General features: G+C 71.1%; 16 protein-coding genes. 7 read left to right on the top strand and 9 right to left on the bottom strand.

Features of this window, described 5'->3' with window-relative positions; genetic code table 11:
• Positions 1-2: 2 nt before the first annotated feature.
• Complete coding sequence (locus tag ABD785_RS18395; protein ID WP_344829564.1) at positions 3-716, bottom strand: arginase family protein; 714 nt, start codon at positions 714-716, stop codon at positions 3-5.
• A 184-nt stretch (positions 717-900) separates the two neighbouring features.
• Here ABD785_RS18395 and ABD785_RS18390 point away from each other — a divergent pair, with 184 nt between their 5' ends.
• On the top strand, positions 901-2,262 hold the full coding sequence (locus ABD785_RS18390) for a glutamine synthetase family protein (protein WP_344830129.1): 1,362 nt from the start codon (positions 901-903) through the stop codon (positions 2,260-2,262).
• Positions 2,263-2,266: 4 nt separating this feature from the next.
• On the opposite strand, the gene ABD785_RS18385 is transcribed toward ABD785_RS18390, so the two are convergent.
• The gene (locus tag ABD785_RS18385) at positions 2,267-3,667 is read right to left on the bottom strand and encodes an FG-GAP-like repeat-containing protein (protein WP_344829561.1); all 1,401 of its coding nucleotides are present in this window, start codon (positions 3,665-3,667) and stop codon (positions 2,267-2,269) included.
• Positions 3,668-3,803: 136 nt separating this feature from the next.
• On the opposite strand from ABD785_RS18385, the gene ABD785_RS18380 reads away from it, so the two are divergent.
• Positions 3,804-5,585 carry an NAD+ synthase gene (locus tag ABD785_RS18380; RefSeq protein ID WP_344829558.1) on the top strand — a complete coding sequence of 594 codons (1,782 nt, stop codon included), beginning with the start codon at positions 3,804-3,806 and terminating at the stop codon, positions 5,583-5,585.
• Positions 5,586-5,606: 21 nt separating this feature from the next.
• Here the strand turns inward: ABD785_RS18380 and ABD785_RS18375 are convergent, their stop codons facing one another.
• The 3 genes from ABD785_RS18375 to ABD785_RS18365 form a co-directional block, all read right to left on the bottom strand.
• The gene (locus tag ABD785_RS18375; RefSeq protein ID WP_344829557.1) at positions 5,607-7,727 is read right to left on the bottom strand and encodes an ATP-binding SpoIIE family protein phosphatase; all 2,121 of its coding nucleotides are present in this window, start codon (positions 7,725-7,727) and stop codon (positions 5,607-5,609) included.
• Between the two features lie 92 nt (positions 7,728-7,819).
• Positions 7,820-8,419, bottom strand: coding sequence for a TetR/AcrR family transcriptional regulator (locus ABD785_RS18370; protein ID WP_344829554.1), 600 nt, complete (start codon positions 8,417-8,419; stop codon positions 7,820-7,822).
• Positions 8,420-8,434: 15 nt separating this feature from the next.
• On the bottom strand, positions 8,435-10,000 hold the full coding sequence (locus ABD785_RS18365; RefSeq protein ID WP_344829552.1) for an MFS transporter: 1,566 nt from the start codon (positions 9,998-10,000) through the stop codon (positions 8,435-8,437).
• 202 nt (positions 10,001-10,202) lie between these two features.
• On the opposite strand from ABD785_RS18365, the gene panB reads away from it, so the two are divergent.
• Positions 10,203-11,042: a 3-methyl-2-oxobutanoate hydroxymethyltransferase gene (gene panB / locus ABD785_RS18360; RefSeq protein ID WP_344829551.1), complete on the top strand. Its 840-nt coding sequence runs from the start codon at positions 10,203-10,205 to the stop codon at positions 11,040-11,042.
• On the opposite strand, the gene ABD785_RS18355 is transcribed toward panB, so the two are convergent.
• Together ABD785_RS18355 and npdG are read right to left on the bottom strand one after the other, a co-directional pair.
• Positions 11,039-12,064, bottom strand: a complete 1,026-nt coding sequence (locus ABD785_RS18355) for a potassium channel family protein (RefSeq protein ID WP_344829549.1) — start codon at positions 12,062-12,064, stop codon at positions 11,039-11,041. The genes panB and ABD785_RS18355 overlap by 4 nt on opposite strands.
• Before the next feature lie 102 nt (positions 12,065-12,166).
• Positions 12,167-12,829, bottom strand: coding sequence for an NADPH-dependent F420 reductase (gene npdG / locus ABD785_RS18350; protein ID WP_344829548.1), 663 nt, complete (start codon positions 12,827-12,829; stop codon positions 12,167-12,169).
• Positions 12,830-12,927: 98 nt separating this feature from the next.
• Here npdG and ABD785_RS18345 point away from each other — a divergent pair, with 98 nt between their 5' ends.
• Positions 12,928-13,503: a hypothetical protein gene (locus ABD785_RS18345; RefSeq protein ID WP_344829546.1), complete on the top strand. Its 576-nt coding sequence runs from the start codon at positions 12,928-12,930 to the stop codon at positions 13,501-13,503.
• An 8-nt stretch (positions 13,504-13,511) separates the two neighbouring features.
• Here ABD785_RS18345 and ABD785_RS18340 read toward each other — a convergent pair whose 3' ends face one another.
• Positions 13,512-13,640 (bottom strand): hypothetical protein, encoded by a 129-nt coding sequence (locus tag ABD785_RS18340; protein ID WP_344829545.1) that lies wholly within the window; start codon positions 13,638-13,640, stop codon positions 13,512-13,514.
• Positions 13,641-13,732: 92 nt separating this feature from the next.
• On the opposite strand from ABD785_RS18340, the gene map reads away from it, so the two are divergent.
• Together map and ABD785_RS18330 are read left to right on the top strand one after the other, a co-directional pair.
• A complete protein-coding gene (map, locus tag ABD785_RS18335; protein WP_344829543.1) occupies positions 13,733-14,584 on the top strand; it encodes a type I methionyl aminopeptidase in 852 nt (283 codons plus the stop codon).
• Between the two features lie 267 nt (positions 14,585-14,851).
• Positions 14,852-15,877, top strand: coding sequence for a S1C family serine protease (locus ABD785_RS18330; RefSeq protein WP_344829541.1), 1,026 nt, complete (start codon positions 14,852-14,854; stop codon positions 15,875-15,877).
• Between the two features lie 35 nt (positions 15,878-15,912).
• Here the strand turns inward: ABD785_RS18330 and ABD785_RS18325 are convergent, their stop codons facing one another.
• Positions 15,913-16,416 (bottom strand): retropepsin-like aspartic protease, encoded by a 504-nt coding sequence (locus tag ABD785_RS18325; RefSeq protein WP_344829539.1) that lies wholly within the window; start codon positions 16,414-16,416, stop codon positions 15,913-15,915.
• A gap of 47 nt (positions 16,417-16,463) precedes the next feature.
• On the opposite strand from ABD785_RS18325, the gene ABD785_RS18320 reads away from it, so the two are divergent.
• Positions 16,464-17,768 carry a DUF5685 family protein gene (locus tag ABD785_RS18320; protein WP_344829537.1) on the top strand — a complete coding sequence of 435 codons (1,305 nt, stop codon included), beginning with the start codon at positions 16,464-16,466 and terminating at the stop codon, positions 17,766-17,768.
• Positions 17,769-17,775: the final 7 nt, after the last annotated feature.

Genomic DNA, 17,775 nt, shown 5'->3' with positions numbered 1-17,775 from the left:
GGTCAAAGTCCCGTCATGATCGGCCTGACCGCTTCACCGGCCCCCTGGCCGGGGGCCCAGGTGCAGGCCCCGCCGAAGGCGACGACCCGCCCGGAGTCGAGCACCTTCCGGACGGCCCTGGCGACCTTCTTGAGGGACGGGCCGCCCTTGGCCGGGAACAGCAGCCCCGGGACCTGCTCGGGATCGACGACGTCGAAGTCGACGTGCAGGTAGATCGGGCCCTCCGGGACGACCAGATCGCCGATCTCGCAGTGGGTGATCGCCGAGCCCTCCAGATAGGCGGCCTCGGGGTCGTCCAGGTCGCGGGCGTCGACGAGGGTGATCTTCTCCTCGGGGACGGGCCGCAGGCCGAGCAGGACGGCGATCACCTCGGGGCAGGCCCCGGTCAGGAGCCGCAGCGGCATCCCGCCCAGATAGCCCGAGAGCGTGGTCTGGGGCGTGTGGACGTCGCCGTGGGCGTCGAACCAGACGATCGACGGGTCGATCCCGGCCCTCTGGAGCCCGGCCACCGTGCCGAAGGAGGTCGTGCAGTCCCCCGAGTAGACGTAAGGGACCTCTCCGTCCTTGACGGCCGCCGCCACGACGTCGGCGACCGTGTCGTAGAGCACGGCCATCCGCCGCCAGGGCAGGCCCTCGGCCAGCTCGAGGGTGATCGTCTCGTCCGCTTCGACCGGGACGTCCAGCTCCAGGAGCCGCTCGTCCAAGTGATAGGGCACACACAAACTTCTCACGTATATGACGGTAGCCGGTATCTGTGCCATGGTTCGAGCCCGTCCATAAGGGGACGGGTAGGTTTGTAACGCAGAGGAAACACCGGCAGGGCAGGATACGAGGGGATCCCGGTGGGTGGCTGAGCAGCCGAAACACCGGTTATGAGCAAGGGATCGACAGGAGATGGCATTGGACCGTCAGCAGGAGTTCGTGCTCCGGACACTCGAGGAGCGCGACATCCGGTTCATCCGGCTCTGGTTCACCGACGTCCTGGGCTTCCTGAAGTCCGTGGCCGTCGCTCCGGCCGAGCTCGAGGGCGCCTTCGCGGAGGGCATCGGCTTCGACGGCTCGGCGATCCAGGGCTTCGCCCGCGTCCACGAGGCGGACATGCTGGCCAAGCCCGATCCGTCGACCTTCCAGGTGCTGCCGTGGCGGGCCGAGGCGCCGGGCGTCGCGCGGATGTTCTGCGACATCCTCATGCCCGACGGCACCCCGTCGTTCGCCGATCCGCGGTACGTGCTGAAGCGCACCCTGAGCAAGGCCGCCGACCTGGGCTTCACCTTCTACACCCATCCCGAGGTCGAGTTCTTCCTGCTGAAGACGCTGCCGAAGAACGGGGAGCGGCCCGAGCCCGTCGACCAGGGCGGGTACTTCGACCACACGCCGCACTCGACGGCGCACGACTTCCGCCGCAACGCGATCACGATGCTGGAGTCGATGGGCATCTCGGTCGAGTTCAGCCACCACGAGGGCGCCCCCGGCCAGCAGGAGATCGACCTGCGCTACGCCGACGCCCTCACCACGGCCGACAACATCATGACCTTCCGCCTGGTCATGAAGGAGGTCGCGCTGGAGCAGGGCGTCTGGGCCTCGTTCATGCCCAAGCCGTTCACCGAGTACCCCGGTTCCGGCATGCACACCCACATGTCGCTGTTCGAGGGCGACCGCAACGCCTTCTACGAGCCGGGCGCGGAGTACCAGCTCTCCAAGGTCGGCCGGGCGTTCATCGCGGGCCTGCTCAAGCACGCGCCGGAGATCACCGCGGTCTGCAACCAGTGGGTGAACTCCTACAAGCGCCTGTGGGGCGGCCCGGGTGCCGACGCGGGCGCCGGCGGCGAGGCCCCCTCCTACGTCTGCTGGGGTCACAACAACCGCTCGGCCCTGATCCGGGTGCCGATGTACAAGCCCCAGAAGGGCCACGCGACCCGCATCGAGTTCCGGTCGCTGGACAGCGCCTGCAACCCCTACCTGGCCTACGCGGCGATCCTGGGCGCCGGCCTGAAGGGCATCGAGGAGGGCTACGAGCTCCCCGCGGGCGCCGAGGACGACGTCTGGGCCCTGACCCCGGCCGAGCGCCGCGTCCTGGGCATCCAGCCCCTCCCCCAGTCCCTCGACGAGGCCATCAAGACCATGGAACGCTCGGAGCTCCTCGCCGACGTCCTCGGCGAGCACGTCTTCGACTTCTTCCTCCGCAACAAGCGCGCCGAGTGGGAGGACTACCGCCGCCAGGTGACGGAATACGAGCGCAGCCGCTACATCGAGGTTCTGTAGCGGGTCAGCTCGGGGCGAAGACGGCCGGGAGCAGGATCCTGCCCAGGTAGGCCTGGCGGCCGTGGACGCCGAGCAGCGTCGTGCTCAGGGTGGTGACGCGCGGGCGGCGGACGTCGGTGAAGATCCACAGGCGGCCCTCGGGGTTGTCCTCTCCCGAGGAGCCGACGGTGAGGTCGGCGCGGCCGTCGCCGGTGAGGTCGGTGAGGGAGACGGCGGAGCCGAAGCGGTCGCCGCGCTCCGGGGAGCCGGGGACGCCTCCGGTGGCCTGGGTGATCCGGCGGGCGCCGGTGCCGGTGAGGCCCTTCTTCGAGCCGTAGAGGACGGTCACGGTACCGGCGTCGGCGTGGCCGCCGACCTTGTCGGTGGCGGCGCCCGCGGCCACGTCGTCGCGGCCGTCGCCGTTCAGGTCCCCGACGCTGAGGGTCCAGCCGAACAGGTCGCCCTTCCGGGGGGTTCCCGGGACGCCCTTCGCGGCTCTGGTGAGCGTTCTGGGCTTGGCCAGGCCGGTTCGGGTGCCCAGGAAGACGCGGACGCCGCCCACGACCTTCCGGGGGGAGTAGGGGACTCCGGTGACGAGGTCGTCGCGGCCGTCGCCGTTGACGTCGCCCACCGCGCCCGTGACGCCGGGGGCGGGCAGGGTGCGGGCCGGGCCGAGGCCGCCGGGGACGCCCAGGCGGAGCTGGAGGATCCCCGCCTTCTGGTAGCGGTGGGTGAGGGTGGCGAGGTCGTTGCGGCCGTCGCCGTTGAAGTCGCCGATGAGCGGGCCCGAGACGCCGTAGGCCAGGTGGGTGCCGGAGATCCGGGCGGTGAGGCGGCCCCCGGCCAGGCCGTCGTAGATCCGCAGGACGCTCCTGTTCTCCTCCCAGCCCGTCACCACGAGGTCGGGGTCGCCGTCGCCCGTGACGTCGCCCGCGGTCAGGCCCATGAGCGCCTGGAAGGCGGTCGTCTCCCGGTCCGGAACGGCGTAGGCGAGCTCGACCGCGCGGCGGCTCAGGCCGCCGGGCCCGCCGTAGATGATCGAGACGCTCGGCGCGTACGCGATGCCGCCGCCCTGGTCGGGGTCGTCGCAGCGGCTGCCGAGGGCGAGGTCGGCGTAGCCGTCCCGGTCGAAGTCCGCCGAGTCGGCGGGCCAGCCGAACCGGCAGCTGGAGTGACCGGCCTCCCCCGCGACGCCCGGCCAGTCCTGGGTGATGGTCTGGTGGCCCCTGCCGCCGCTCAGCACCACGCTGACGAATCCGCCGCTGCGCCCGCGGATGAGGCCGACGGGGCTCTCGGCGGCCAGGTCGCGCAGGCCGTCGCCGTTGAAGTCGCCCGGGGCTGCGGGCGCCCTGCGCTCGGCGTGGGCGGCGGGCGGGAGGGCCACCGCGCACGCGGCGGCGGACAGGACGGCGAGCGCGGTCTTCACCGGGCCTCCAGGTCGTCGGGGGTGCGGTGTGAGACGACCAGACCGGCCGATTTGTTCGAATGATCCGGAATCGTTTCCACGCGACCACTTATCGTCAAGTTGACGATACCGGGGGGTGCTGTCCTAGGCTGGAGGGGTGGCTGAACTTCGCATGGCGCTCGCCCAGGTGAACCCGACCGTCGGCGACCTCGCCGGGAACGCCGACCTTGTCCTCGCCTGGACCCGCAGGGCGCGGCAGGCCGGGGCGCACCTCGTCGCCTTCCCCGAGATGATGCTGACCGGCTACCCGATCGAGGACCTCGCCCTGCGGACCTCCTTCATCGAGGCCTCCCGGCGGACCCTGGAGTCCCTGGCCGGGCGCCTGGCCGACGAGGGGCTCGGCGATCTTCCCGTGGTCGTGGGGCATCTCGACCGGCGGACCCTGACCGTCGCCCGGCTGGGGCAGCCGGTGGGGGCCCCGCTGAACGCCGTCGCGTGGCTGCACGGCGGCGAGGTGCTGGTCAGCTCCGCCAAGCACCATCTGCCGAACTACGGGGTGTTCGACGAGTTCCGCTACTTCGTTCAGGGCGACCGGCTGCCGGTCGTCCGCGTCGGCGGGGTCGACGTCGCCACCGTGATCTGCGAGGACCTCTGGCAGGACGGCGGGCCCGTGGACGCCACCGCGCGCGCGGGCGCCGGGCTGCTGCTGGTGGTCAACGGCTCGCCCTACGAGCGCAGCAAGGACGACCAGCGGCTGGAGCTGTGCCGGCGGCGGGCCCGCGAGGCCGGATGCGCGCTGGCCTACGTGAACATGGTCGGCGGCCAGGACGAGCTGGTCTTCGACGGGGACTCCCTGATCGTGGACGCCGCCGGGGACCTGGTCGCCCGCGCGCCCCAGTTCGTCGATCATCTGCTCGTCGCCGACCTCGAGCTGCCCTCGGCGGGGCCCGTCCCGGACGGTGAGCAGCACCTGGACGTCGCCGACGGTACGACGATCACCGTCGAGCGCCGGATCGCGAGCACCGGGCACGTCCCGGTCTTCGACCGCTCCCCCGCCGAGATCGCCCTGCCCCTCCCCGACGCCGCCGAGGTCTACGGAGCGCTCGTGACGGGCGTGCGCGACTACGTCCGCAAGAACGGCTTCGCCTCCGTCGTCCTCGGCCTGTCGGGCGGGGTCGACTCCGCCCTGGTCGCGACCATCGCCGCGGACGCCGTCGGCCCGGAAGCCGTCCACACGGTCCTGATGCCGTCGCGGTACTCCAGCGACCACTCGATCACCGACGCCGAGGAGCTCGTCAAGCGCCAGGGCCTGCACAGCCGGACGATCCCGATCAGGGATCTGGTGCTCGCCTACGAGAAGGAGGTCGAGCTCACCGGCCTCGCCGCCGAGAACCTCCAGGCCCGCATCCGCGGCAACCTGCTGATGGGCCTGTCGAACGAGCACGGCCATCTCGTGCTGACCACGGGCAACAAGTCGGAGCTCGCCGTCGGCTACTCCACCCTCTACGGCGACTCGGCCGGCGGCTTCGCCCCGATCAAGGACCTCACCAAGACCCTGGTGTGGGAGCTGTGCCGCTGGCGCAACACCCAGGAGGCCCCGGGCCCGTTCCTGGCCGCCCTCGGCCGCGAGCCGATCCCCTCCGCGATCATCACCAAGGCGCCGAGCGCGGAGCTGAGCCCCGGGCAGAAGGACACCGACTCCCTGCCCGAGTACGACGTCCTCGACGCTCTGCTCGACGACTACGTCGAACGCGACCTCGGCCGCGACGCCCTGATCGCCGCCGGCCACGACCCGGCCCTGGTCGAACGCGTCATCCGGCTGGTCGACGGCGCCGAGTACAAGCGCCGCCAGTACCCGCCGGGCCCCAAGATCACCGGCAAGAACTTCGGCCGCGACCGCCGTCTGCCGATCACGTCCCGCTGGCGCGAGTCCCTCTGATCCCGCTCCCCTGCGGGGCCGTCAGGCCTCGTCGAAGCGGGGCAGGGGGTAGGAGTCGGTGTGGTGGGCCTGGCCCGGCCACTCCTCGGAGACGAGGGTGTCGTCCGGGTCCACACCCGGGATGGGGAGCTCGCACCAGACGGCCTTGCCGAGGGCCGTGCGGCGCGCGCCCCAGCGGCGGGCGTACTCCGAGACCACGAGCAGGCCGCGGCCGCCCTCGTCGTCGTCGGCCGCCCGGCGCAGGCGCGGCAGGGCCGCGGAGCGGTCCATGACCTCGATCACCAGGCCGCGCTCCAGCAGCAGGCGCAGTTCGAGGGTGCCGGGGCTGTAGCGCAGGGCGTTGGTGACGAGCTCGCTGACCAGAAGCTCGGTCGTGTAGCTGAGGTCCTCGAGCCCCCACAGGTCGAGCTGGGTGCGGACCAGCCCGCGGGCGCGCCGGACGGCCGCCGGGTCGTTCGGGAGGGTCCAGCTCTCGCGGGTGTCGTCGGGCAGGCGGCGCAGCCGGGCGATCAGCAGGGCGATGTCGTCGCGGTGGTGGTCGTCATAGACGCCCGCCAGGCACTCCTTCGCCAGATCCTCCATCGGACGGTCCAGGGCGCTGCTGTCGAAGATGCCCGCCAGCCGGGCCAGGCCGTCATCGATGTCGCGGCCGCGCGACTCCACCAGGCCGTCGGTGTAGATCACGAACATGCTGCCGTCCTCGACCTGGAACTCGCGGCTCTCGATCGGGTCGCCGCCGCCGATGCCCAGCGGCGGGGCGGCGGGCAGCTCCAGGTACTCGGTGGTGCCGTCGGCGCGCAGGAGCAGCGGCGGCAGGTGCCCGGCCGAGGCGATCTCCAGGGTGCCGGTCGTGGCGTCGTAGATCCCGTACACGCAGGTGGCGAAGTGCGGTTCCTGCTCGCCCAGCTCCATCATCAGCTCGTGCAGGATGTGCAGGGCGTCGGCGGGCGGGTAGTCGAGGTTGGCGAGGGTGTGCAGCGCGGTGCGCAGCCGTCCCATGGTGACGGCCGCCTTGACGCCGTGCCCCGCGACGTCCCCGACGATCAGGGCGACCCGGCCGCCCGGAAGCGCGATCGACTCGTACCAGTCGCCGCCGACCTCGACGAGCTTGCTGCCCGGCAGGTAGCGGTGGCGGACCTCGACCGAGGTCGGATGGGTGAGCCGGTTGGGCAGCAGGCTGCGCTGGAGGGTGAGGGCGGTGGCGCGCTCGCGGCTGAACCGGCGGGCGTTGTCGATCACGATGGCCGCGCGGGAGGCGAACTCCATGCCGATCTCGACGTCGTAGGCGTCGAAGCGGCGGTATCCGGCGGTGCGCGTGCAGGCCATGAGCCCGAGCAGGACGCCCTGGGAGATCAGCGGCAGGATGACCATCGACACGTCGTCGAGGAGGTCCTTGACCGGGTCGCGGCGCCAGGCGTCGGCGATCTGCTGGGCCGCGCCGGCGTCCATGTGGCGCAGGTGGATCGGCTCGGCGGTGTCGAGGCACTCGCGGTAGGGCGTGTTCGGCGGGTAGACGAGGACCTCGCCGGTCGGGAAGGTCGCCGACCAGTCCATGTCGTGGTTGTCGGTGGCCAGCGCCAGCCGGCGCAGCACGGCCGACCCCGACGCCCCTCCGGGGGTCTCGTCGGCCGCCACCAGCGACTCGAGCACGACGATCGCGGCGACGTTGCAGTAGTGCGGGACGACCACGTCGGCCAGGGCGCGGGCGCACTGGTCGAGGTCGAGGTTGGAGCCGAAGCGCGTCAGCGGGTCGTCGAACAGGGCCCGGCGGACCCGGGCGGGGTCCTGGAAGCGCTCGGCCGACGACAGCGCGATGCGGATGTGGACCAGCGCCGCCAGCCCCGAGCCGACCATCGGCTGGACGGTGACGACCGCGTCGCCCGGTCCGCTGATCTTCCAGACGGCGGTGCGCTCGTGGCCCTGCGCGATCGCCTCGAGGACGCCGTCGATCTGGTCGGCCCCCTCCTCCAGCAGGTCACCGAGGGCGGTGCCGAGCAGGGCACCGGGCTCGACGCCCACCACGCCCGCCGCGTTCTGGCCGGACTGGACGATCAGCCCCGAGGAGTCGATTCCCAGGACCAGGGTCCTGGACGCCGAATCGGGGGTGGACGCATTGGCCTTTCGCGCCATCGCGGTTCTCACGTGTGCCGCTCCTGACAGCCGGTCCGCCTTCCATTTCTCGGCCAAGTATGGAGTACGAAAGGCTTTCGTGCGCGGTTACGGAAGGAAACGGGTCAGCGTGGTGCAAGGCCGAAGAGGAGCGTGTCCACCACTTTCTCGACGAAATCCTCCGCCAGGGGTGGAATATCGCTCATGGAGCGTCCGCGCAGCGTCAGGGCGCCGATCAGCAGGAACCGCGCGACGTCGAGATCGAGGTCGTCCCGGAGCTCGCCCCGCTCGATCCCGCCGGCGAGGACCCGGCGGAAGACCTCCTTGCGGGGGCGCATCACCTGGGCCTCGAACTGCTCCAGCAGCTGGGGGTGCTTCTCGGCGCCGCCCATGACGTTCCACATGCAGCGCGAGTGCTTGCTGTTGTACTCCCCCACCATCGCCTGGCCCAGGGCGATGAGGTCGGCCCGCACCGACAGCCCCTCGACCTCGGGAAGCGGCGCCTTGAGGCTGGCCAGGGCGTCGATGATCAGCGCTTCCTTGTTGGGCCAGCGCCGGTAGATCGTGGTCTTGCCGACGCCGGCGCGCGCGGCGACGGCCTCGATCGACACGCCGGCCACCCCGGGCTCCTCCGCGAGGAGGTCCAGGGTGGCTTCGATGATGGCCTTCTCGGCCCGCTCCGAGCGGGGCCGGCCGGGACGCCTCAGGTGGGTTTCCGCAGTCATTTGCCGTTCACGTTCTCATACTCCGGCCTTCTCGCGGATCTCGGGCTCCGCCGTTTTCGCGTTAGCGGGCTTTCCCGGCATGAAGCGCAGGGCCGCCGCGGCGCCGATCAGGGCGACCGTGACGGAGATCCACGCGGCCACGTGCATCCCGTTGATGAAGGCGTCGTACGCGGGCTGGACCAGCCCGGTGTTCCCGGTGGCCCGGGCCGCGGCCAGGGTGCCCTCCAGCGACTCGCCCGCCGCGTGCCGCATCGGCTCGGGGACGGTGGCGAGCTGCTCCTTGAGATCGCCCCGGTAGACCGAGGAGACGATCGAGCCGAGGATCGCCACGCCCATCGCCACGGCGACCTGGCGGGCGGTGTTGCTGAGCGCGGAACCGGCGCCGGCCTTCTCCTGCGGCAGCGCCTGCATCATCGAGACGGTCGCGGGCGGCATGACGTTGGCCATGCCCGAGCCCTGGATGAAGAAGGCGATGCCGACCACCCACAGCGGGGTCGAGGCGGTGAAGAACGGCCAGAACAGCAGGGCGCCCGCCACGGCGAGCAGGCCGACCGACGACACGCGCTTGGCGCCGAACCTGGCGACCATCCGTGCGCTCAGCGGCGAGAACAGCAGCTGGGCCGCGGCGAACGGCAGCATCATGGCCCCCGCCTCGAACGGCGACAGGCCGCGGACGGACTGCATGTAGAAGGAGCTGAAGAAGAACAGCCCCGAGGCGGCGAAGAACGTCAGCGTGATCGAGCCGACCGCGGCCGACAGGCGCGGGTCGCGGAACAGCTTGACGTCGAAGGCCGGGTGGTCGATGCGCCCCTCGTACCAGACGAACGCGGCCAGGACCGCGATGCCCCCGATGATCGGCGCGAGCACCGTCGGCTCCAGCCAGGAGCCCTTCTGGCCGCCCTCGATGATGCCCCACGACAGGACCACGAGGCCGACGATCGACAGCACCACGCCGACCGGGTCGAGCCCGCCCGGGCTGGGGTTCTTCGACTCCGGGACGAGCAGGACCATGCCGATCAGGCCCCCGATGATGATCGGCACGTTGATGAGGAAGACCGAGCCCCACCAGAAGTGGTCGAGCAGCAGGCCGCCGGTCATCGGCCCGATCGCGACGGCGAGGCCGACGGCACCGGCCCAGATGCCGATCGCCTTGGCCCGCTCGGCGGGCGGGAAGACGTTGGTGATGATCGAGAGGGTCTGCGGCATGAGCGCCGCGCCGCCGAGGCCCATCAGTGCCCGCGCCCAGATCAGCTGGTCGGGGGTCTGCGCGTAGGCCGAGGCCAGCGAGGCGACACCGAAGATCACCATGCCGAGCATGATGGTCCGCTTGCGCCCGTAGCGGTCGCCGAGGACGCCGAAGGTGAACAGCAGCCCGGCGAAGACGAGGGTGTAGGAGTTGATGGCCCATTCGAGCTGGCCCTGGGTGGCGCCCAGTCCCTCATGGGGGTCGGCGATGGTCTTGACCGCGACGTTCAGGACGGTGTTGTCCAGAACGACGACGAGAAGGCTGACGACCAGGACGCCGAGGATCGGCCAGCGTCGCGGATGTCCCGCCTGCTCCGGTGGGGGTGCCTGTTGCACGGTGCTCCAAACGATACGATTGCGTTTCGTAACACGCTAACCCGGCCGTTTCCGATACGCAACCGTCTCGTTTCGATTCCCCGTGTGGCATCGGTTACATCGGGGAATCCCCGGTCTTCCCCTTCCGTTGTCGAAGTGGCACCATTCGAGGGGTCCGGGTACGCCATTCGGGGCGATTCGAGACTTTGCTTGGAGGATTCGCATGTCTTCACAGGACCGGTCGACCATGCTCTACGGCGGCCAGGGAACGAAGCGCGTGACGGTTCGCGACATCGCGGCGGCCAAGGCGCGCGGCGAGAAGTGGCCGATGCTGACGGCCTACGACGCGCTCACCGCGCGGATCTTCGACGAGGCCGGGATCCCGGTACTGCTCGTCGGCGACTCCGCCGCGATGGTCGTCTACGGCTACGACTCCACCATCCCCGTGACGGTCGACGACCTCATCCCGCTCACCGCCGCCGTCGTGCGCGGTTCGAAGCGGGCGATGGTCGTCGCCGACCTGCCCTTCGGCTCCTACCAGGCCTCCGCCGAGCAGGCCCTGACCACCGCCACCCGCTTCCTCAAGGAGACCGGGGCGCACGCCGTCAAGCTCGAGGGCGGGCGCCGGGTGCTCCCCCAGGCCGAGGCGATGATCGCGGCCGGGATCCCGGTCATGGGCCACCTCGGCCTCACCCCGCAGTCGGTCAACGTCTTCGGCGGCTACCGGGTCCAGGGCCGCGGCGAGTCCGGTGAGCAGCTCCTCCAGGACGCCAAGGCCCTCGAGGCCGCCGGCGCCTTCGCGGTGGTCCTCGAATGCGTCCCCGAGGACCTCGCCGAGCGCGTCACCGCCTCACTGTCGATCCCCACGATCGGGATCGGCGCGGGCCCCGTCACCGACGCCCAGGTCCTCGTCTGGCAGGACATGGCCGGGATGGTCCCCCACACCGCCAAGTTCGTGAAGAAGTACGCCCAGATCGGCGAGGTCCTCACCGACGCCGCCAAGTCCTTCGCCGACGAGGTGGTCGGAGGCGTCTTCCCCGCGCCCGAACACGCCTACCACTAGGGCTTCGCGCCCTGCCGGCGGTTGTTGCTGACCACCACGATCAGGCGGTCCCCGGCCCGTAGTTCGGCGCAGGCAGCCGCGTCGTAGGGCAGGAGCCCGCCGTCTCGTACCAGCGAGACGGCGGGCTCGTCCGCCTCCCGGATGGAACGGCCGATCTCGTGCGGGCGGACGTCCCGCTCCTCCAGGTCCAGGTTGGTGCCCTGGATGAGCAGGTCCTCGATCACCTCGCTGACGTTCGGCTGGTGGGCCGCGACGCCCAGCAGCCGTCCCGCGGCCTCGGAGGAGGTCACGACGTGGTCGGCGCCGCTCTGGCGCAGCAGCGGGACGTTCTCGGCCTCACGGACCGAGGCCTGGATCGAGGCCGACGGGTTGAGCTCACGGGCCGTCAGCGTGATCAGGACGGCCGTGTCGTCGCGCTGAGCCGAGATCACGATCACCTTGGCCCGGTGGACGGCCGCCTGCCGCAGCACCCAGGACCTGGTGGCGTCGCCGATCACCGCGACCAGGCCGTCCGAGGCGGCCTCGGCGACGGCGGCCCGGTCGGAGTCGACGACCACGATCCGCTCGGACTCGACGCCCGAGTCGCGCAGCGAGGCGATGGCGCTGCGGCCCTTGGTCCCGTAGCCGATGACGACGTAGTGATCGCGCACGCGATGCCTCCAGCGGTTGCGGCGGAAGTCCTCGCGAGTGCGCTCGGCGAGCACCTCGAGAGTGGTGCCGACCAGGATGATCAGGAAGAGGATCCGCAGCGGGGTGATGACGACGATGTTCACCAGCCGCGCGGTGTCGCTGACGGGGGTGATGTCGCCGTAGCCCGTCGTGGAGATCGTGACGGTGGCGTAGTAGACGCAGTCGAGCAGGTCGAGGGAGCCGTCGGAGGTGTCGTTGTAGCCGCCGCGGTCGACGTAGACCAGCAGCACCACGGCCAGCAGCAGCAGGGCCGCGAGCGCCACCCGCCGCATCACCGACTCCAGCGGCCCCACCTTCGGGGACGGCAGCACGACGCGGGGCGGATTTCTCACGCATCAAGGGATACCCGAAAAAGGCCCCGTCATGATCGTGACGGGGCCAGATGTGACCTCGGTCCTACCGCGCGTGCCGCCGCGCGTGCTGCACGCCGGTCCCTACACGTCGGTGAGGCGGATGCCCGCGTGGGCCTTGTAGCGCCGGTTGATCGAGATGAGGTTCGCGACGAACGCCTCGACCTGGTGGGCGTTGCGCAGCCGGCCGCCGAAGATCCCGCGGACGCCGGGGATCCGCTCGGCCAGCGCCTGGACGGTGTCGGTGGCCTCGCGGTCCTCGCCGAGCACCAGGACGTCGAGGTCGATCTCGGCGACGTCCGGGTCGAGCAGCAGGACGGCCGAGACATGGTGGAAGGCGCCGACGACACGGCTCTCGGTGAGGATCGCGGCGGCCTGCTGGGCGGCGCTGCCCTCCTCGACGGGCAGCGCGTAGGCGCCCTGCTTGTCGAAGCCGAGGGGGTTCACGCAGTCCACGACGATCTTGCCGGCGAGGTCGTCCTTGAGGGACTCGCAGGTGGCCTTGTGGCCGTCCCACGGCACCGCGATGATCACGATGTCGGAGCCCGTGGCGCACGCGGAGTTGTCCAGGCCGCGCACTCCGTTGCCGAGCTCGTCGGCGGCGGCCTGCGCACGGTCGGCGTTCCGCGACCCGATGATCACCTTCTGGCCCGCGATGGCGAACCGCCGGGCCAGGCCTTTGCCCTGGTCACCGGTGCCGCCGAGGATGCCGATGGTCAGGCCGCTCACGTCAGGGAGATCGCTCATCCCTGTATGGTGCCAGGCCGTACCGAACGCCGTTCCGGCGGCCCTGCCGAAAACGGCAAGTCGGCGTGTCAGCCCGAGAATTCCGTCAGGATGACGCCATGGACTCAGGTCAGGTGGCGATCCTGCGGGAACTGCTGTCCTCCACGGACTGGCCGGCCGACACGCGCCGGTTCGCCCGCACCCTGCGCAGGTCGGCCCGGGACGAGCTGCTGCTGTTCGGGACCCCCGAGGAGGAGCCGTGGCACCTCGCGGCCCACCTCGACGACGAGGCGAAGTTCGTGCCCGCCCTGCGGCCGACGCTGGTGCGCTGGAATCCCCCCGCGGGGGCTCCGGCGCATCTGGCGGTCGGGCTGGACCGGCTGAAGGACACCCGGCGCGGCGAGGCCCTGTTCGTGGTCGCCGACGGCCCCGCCCCCGAACCGCTGCTGGACCGGGTCGACGACGCCCGCCGCTCGGGTGCGGTGATTCTCACACTCGACGGCGGCGACCGCGAGCTGACCGGCCTCGCCCACGACGCGCTGACCGTCAAGCCCGGCGGCCTCGTGACGTTCGAGCAGGCCCAGCACCTGGTGAGCACGGCCGCGGGCGAGGAGCCGCAGAAGAACAAGGGCTTCCGCGACCGCCTCGCCCGCTTCCTCGACGTGGTCTCAGGCCCGCAGTCAGGCCAGGCCTGAGCGGTGGCTCAGTCGTCCTTCTCCCAGGTCTCGTTGCGCTCTCTGGCCTTCTCGATGGCCAGTTTGGCCTCGGCCTCGGTGGCGTACGGGCCCATGCGCACCTTGTCGGGGCACCCGGCGCCGTGTTCCACGCGCATGTGCTTCAAGCAGAAAAACCACTGACCTTCATCAGCCATGATCGACCTCCGCTCTCTTCCTCCCCACCGCGGGGGAACTAAACTCCTCAGGCATGACGACGACGTACCTCAAGCCCGGCCGGGTCTCGCCCCTCCGCAAGGTTCCCGCGAACATCGTCCGGCCCGAGTACGTCGGCAGGAAGACGCCCAGGACCGGTGAGTCCGACGTCAAGACGCCCGAGATCATCGAGGCGATGCGCGTCGCGGGGAGGATCGCCGGGCAGGCGCTGGCCGAGGTCGGCAGGGCCGTCCGGCCGGGCGTCACGACCGACGAGCTCGACCGGATCGGCCACGAGTTCCTCCTGGACCACGGCGCCTACCCCTCGACCCTGGGCTACCGCGGCTTCCCCAAGTCGCTGTGCACCTCGATCAACGAGGTGATCTGCCACGGGATCCCCGACGACACCGTGGTCCGCGACGGCGACATCATCAACGTCGACATCACGGCCTACATCGGCGGCGTGCACGGCGACACCGACGCGACCTTCCTGGCCGGGGACGTCGACGAGGAGTCGCGGCTGCTGGTGGAGCGGACCCAGGAGGCGATGATGCGCGGGATCAAGGCCGTGCGCCCCGGCCGCGCGATCAACGTGATCGGCCGGGTCATCGAGGCCTACGCCAAGCGGTTCGGCTACGGGGTGGTCAGGGACTTCACCGGCCACGGCATCGGCACGACGTTCCACTCCGGCCTGGTGATCCCGCACTACGACGACCCGGGCTCCACCCGGCTCATCGAGCCCGGCATGACCTTCACGATCGAGCCGATGCTCACCCTCGGCAGTCACGACTACGACATGTGGGCCGACGGCTGGACGGTCGTCACCAAGGACCGCAAGCGCACCGCCCAGTTCGAGCACACCCTGCTCGTCACCGACACGGGCGCGGAGATCCTCACCCTCCCCTGACGCGAAGAGCGCGGGTTCCCCCGCGCTCGTTCGGGTGTCCCGTCAGCGGTCAGTCGTCGGGCGGTGTGGTGCACCCGCAGTTCGAGGTGCAGTTCTCGGTTCCCATCATGCGTCCAAGTTAGCTTCGGGACCGGGGATCCGACATGGCCGGAACGGTAGGTGTTCCTGCCAGTACGAAACCGGACGTAAAAGGACTTCCAAGATCGCTCGATCGGGCCGTTGAAGCACTGATCAGGGGGAAGTACCGGCCTTGTGAAGATTCGTGTGATGGCCGCGACCGGCCTCGTCGCCCTCCTGGCCGGCTGCGGCAGCAGCTCCAGGGACGTCACGAGCGTCGCCGCCACCCTCGGCGGTGACGCGGCGAGCACGGTGACCGGCATGGAGGACGCCAACGTGCAGGTCGTGCAGGCCGTCCTCCCGTCGGTGGTGCAGATCGACACCGACCTCGGCGAGGGTTCGGGCATCGTCTACGACACCGACGGGAACATCGTCACCAACGCGCACGTCGTGGCGGGGGCGAAGGAGTTCCAGGTCCGGCCCTCCAGCGGCGGCAAGCCGCTGAAGGCGACCCTGGTCGGCCAGTTCCAGGCGGGCGACCTCGCGGTCGTCAAGGTCGACCCGGCCGCCAAGCTGCCGCCCGCCAGGTTCGGCGACTCCGCCCAGCTCAAGGTCGGCCAGCTCGTCCTGGCGATGGGCTCGCCGCTCGGATTGTCGGGCAGCGTCACCAACGGCATCGTCTCGGCGATCGGCCGGACGGTCTCCTCCCAGCGCGAGGGCGCCTTCCCCGGAGCGACGATCGCCAGCGCGGTGCAGACCAGCGCGGCCATCAACCCCGGCAACTCCGGCGGGGCGCTGGTCCGGATGAACGGCGAGATCGTCGGCATACCGACCCTCGCGGCGGGGACCCGCGCGGGCTCCCTCGCCGACGGCATCGGCTTCGCGATCCCCTCCGACACCGTCAAGAACATCGCACCCCAGCTCATCGCCGACGGCAAGGTCACCAACTCCGGCCGCGCCGCGCTCGGGGCGACCATCGCCCAGACCTTCGTGTCCAACGGGGAGTCCAACGGGGTGGCCGTCGTCTCGGTCGTCCCGGGCGGCGCCGCGGCCAAGGCGGGGATGAAGGACGGCGACGTCGTCACCGCGGTCAACGGCGAGCCCACCCCGACGACGACGGCACTGGCCGAGGCCCTCGCCCCGCTGAAGCCGGGCCAGACCATCAAGGTCGACATCCTCAGGAACGGCAGGAAGCAGACCCTGGAGATCACGCTCGGCGAGCTGCCGGGAAGCTAGGAAGCCAGGAAGGTGCACAGTCAGGAAGCTCAGGCCTACCGGTCGCGCAGGACGAGGCGCTTTCCGGCGAAGTCGATGCGGATCGCGCCGAAGCGGCGCAGTTCGTCGGCGCCGAGCAGGCCGCTGCCCGAACCCGCCAGGTCGATGACGGGCAGGGCGTCGGCGTGCAGGGTGTGGCCTGCGAGGGTCCACTTCGGAATGCTGACGAGCGGGAGTTCCGCCGCCCCCGTCACCCCGGTGACCTGGGCGGTCTCGCCCGTCTCGGCCAGGCCCAGCTTGGCGACGAGGCGCTTGTCGAGGGCGGAGATGGACGCTCCGGTGTCGAGGATGAACTCGTAGGGGCCGCGGCCGCCGATCCGCACCGGGACCTTGACCACGGTGCCGCCGCCGCGCGTGACCACCTTCACCGGGATCGAGGTCTCGCCTCGCCGGGTCTGCTGCGGGGCGGGGGCCGGATCCGCCGCGGGATCGACCGACTCGACCATCGTGCATCCGCTCAGGGCGACGGCCAGCACCGCCGCGATCACCGCCCGTCTCATCACGTTTAGGCCCATTCCCCGGAGTTGGCCCCAGTAACGGCAGAACCATGTGCGAAACCGGCGCGTCAGTGAATAATGCGCACGTTGATCGGCATGAGGGGAACGAGATGTTCGGGGTGGTTAGACCCTGTCGGCACGGACTGTGCTCGACGCTTTTCAAGGACTGGATGGCCCACCTCTGCGGGCTGTGCCTCACCCTTCGGGACGAGCACGGCCAGCGGGCCCGGCTCGTCACCAACTACGACGGGCTGATCGTCTCGGTGCTGACCGAGGCCCAGTCGGCGGTCCTGTCCCCCCGGCGGCAGGCGGGAGCCTGCGCCCTGCGGGGATTCAAGAAGGCCGACGTGGTCACCGCGCAGGCCGAGGGCGCACGGCTGGCCGCGGCGGTGTCGCTGCTGCTCGCGGCGGGCAAGACCCGCGACCACATCGCCGACGGCGACGGGCCCTACCGGCGGAGGGCCGTGGCGGTGGCCGCCTCCAGGATCGCCCGGGGCTGGGACAGGGCGGGCGAGGCGACCAGCGACGGCATCGGCTTCGACGCCTCGGTGCTGCGCGAGGCCGTCGACCGCCAGACGGCCCTGGAGATGACACCGGGGCTGACGCTCCTGGAGCTGACCGAGCCCACCGAGACGGCGGTGGCGGCGGCCTTCGCGCACACCGCGGTGCTGGCCCGGCGGCCGGAGAACGCCGAGCCGCTGGCCGAGGCCGGCCGCTTCTTCGGCCGGCTGGCCCATCTCATCGACGCCGTCGAGGACCTGCCCGACGACCACGCCGACGGCGCCTACAACCCGCTGCTCGCCACCGGCACCGATCTCGCCGAGGCCCGGCGCCTGGCCTCCGACGCCCTGCACGGGCTGCGGCTGGCGCTCGCGGAGACCGCGTTCGAGAACCCCCGCCTGGTCAGGGCGCTGCTGGAGAAGGAACTCGGCAAGTCCGTGGACCGGGCGTTCGAGGGCCACCCCTACGCGGGCGTCGCGGTCGAGCGCGGTGGGATGCCGCTGCTGCCGGTGATCGGCCAGTACCCCCCGCCGGGTCAGTACCCGCCCGGCCAGTACCCGCCGCCCCCGCCGGGCGAGCCGGGCAGGAAGAAGCGGAAGCGTCCCCGGCACCGGCCGCCGCGCCCGGGTTTCGGACCGGAGCTGTGCCTGTCCGGGGCGCTGGTCGGCTGCACGTGCGGGCTGTGGCGGCCGGACTGGAGCGAGTGGAAGGACGCGAGCTGCGACGACCGCTGCGCGTGCAGCCGCAACTGCGACGGATGCGACTGCTCGGGCTGCTGCGACTGCTGCGGCATGTGCGGTGACGGCGGCTGCTGTGACGGGTGCGACTGCTGCGACTGCGGGTGCGACTGCTGACATCCTC

This window comes from Actinocorallia longicatena (assembly GCF_039534125.1).
In the GTDB taxonomy this organism is placed as follows: Bacteria; Actinomycetota; Actinomycetes; order Streptosporangiales; family Streptosporangiaceae; genus Actinocorallia; species Actinocorallia longicatena.
This window is presented reverse-complemented; position numbering and strand designations above follow the sequence as displayed.

What these genes read in the sequence shown, in the direction of transcription:
- ABD785_RS18370 (WP_344829554.1), bottom strand. Translation starts at nt 8,419, where the DNA reads ATGACTGCGGAAACCCACCTGAGGCGTCCCGGCCGGCCCCGCTCGGAG.
- panB (WP_344829551.1), top strand. Translation starts at nt 10,203, where the DNA reads ATGTCTTCACAGGACCGGTCGACCATGCTCTACGGCGGCCAGGGAACG.
- npdG (WP_344829548.1), bottom strand. Translation starts at nt 12,829, where the DNA reads ATGAGCGATCTCCCTGACGTGAGCGGCCTGACCATCGGCATCCTCGGC.
- ABD785_RS18345 (WP_344829546.1), top strand. Translation starts at nt 12,928, where the DNA reads ATGGACTCAGGTCAGGTGGCGATCCTGCGGGAACTGCTGTCCTCCACG.
- ABD785_RS18340 (WP_344829545.1), bottom strand. Translation starts at nt 13,640, where the DNA reads ATGCGCGTGGAACACGGCGCCGGGTGCCCCGACAAGGTGCGCATGGGC.
- map (WP_344829543.1), top strand. Translation starts at nt 13,733, where the DNA reads ATGACGACGACGTACCTCAAGCCCGGCCGGGTCTCGCCCCTCCGCAAG.
- ABD785_RS18330 (WP_344829541.1), top strand. Translation starts at nt 14,852, where the DNA reads ATGGCCGCGACCGGCCTCGTCGCCCTCCTGGCCGGCTGCGGCAGCAGC.
- ABD785_RS18325 (WP_344829539.1), bottom strand. Translation starts at nt 16,416, where the DNA reads ATGAGACGGGCGGTGATCGCGGCGGTGCTGGCCGTCGCCCTGAGCGGA.
- ABD785_RS18320 (WP_344829537.1), top strand. Translation starts at nt 16,464, where the DNA reads ATGTGCGAAACCGGCGCGTCAGTGAATAATGCGCACGTTGATCGGCAT.